At 36.8% G+C, this 544-nt stretch carries 1 protein-coding gene; it reads left to right on the top strand.

Annotated features, from left to right (window positions below):
- The first annotated feature begins 187 nt into the window (after nt 1–187).
- On the top strand, nt 188–385 hold the full coding sequence (locus G1O98_RS38590; protein ID WP_163939743.1) for an NblA/ycf18 family protein: 198 nt from the start codon (nt 188–190) through the stop codon (nt 383–385).
- The last annotated feature ends 159 nt before the right edge of the window (nt 386–544 follow it).

The following is a 544-nucleotide window of genomic DNA, read 5'->3' on the forward strand; positions in this document are numbered from 1 at the left end:
GAAACTTTAGAACTTAAGTTTTTACTTGGGTTGCCACAATGGAGTTGTATCAGGGTTTTCAGCAGCAGAGACGGTATTTTTAACCTACGTCGGTACGGTTTACACCCCTTCATCTTTTGTAAAGATATCGTAACATTTATTTATATAAAACAATATTTGCTTAACTTAGCAAACTCAAATAAAAGCTATGAACCAACCCATTGAATTATCTTTAGAACAAGAATTTAGCCTTAGAACTTTCTCTGATCAAGTGCAGCAGATGTCCCGTGAACAAGCTCAAGAATTTTTGCAGATGCTCTATAAGCAGATGATGATAAGGGAAACGACTTATCAAGAATTGCTCAAACATCAGTGGGAAGTTGGTTCAGGTTCAATCTTGGGCTAAAACAAACTTGCTCCCGTTACTTTAAGTGACTCAGAAGAGAACGAACAGACAATTGTTTTTTTCAATGGCTTGGCAATAAGAGATTATTTGCTTCCGCATAGGAAACTGCACAATAACCGACTCACATTTTCGGTTTTGATGGAACAATGAACTACTTTG

The sequence above is a fragment of the Nostoc sp. UIC 10630 genome, from assembly GCF_010747425.1.
GTDB lineage: Bacteria > Cyanobacteriota > Cyanobacteriia > Cyanobacteriales > Nostocaceae > Nostoc.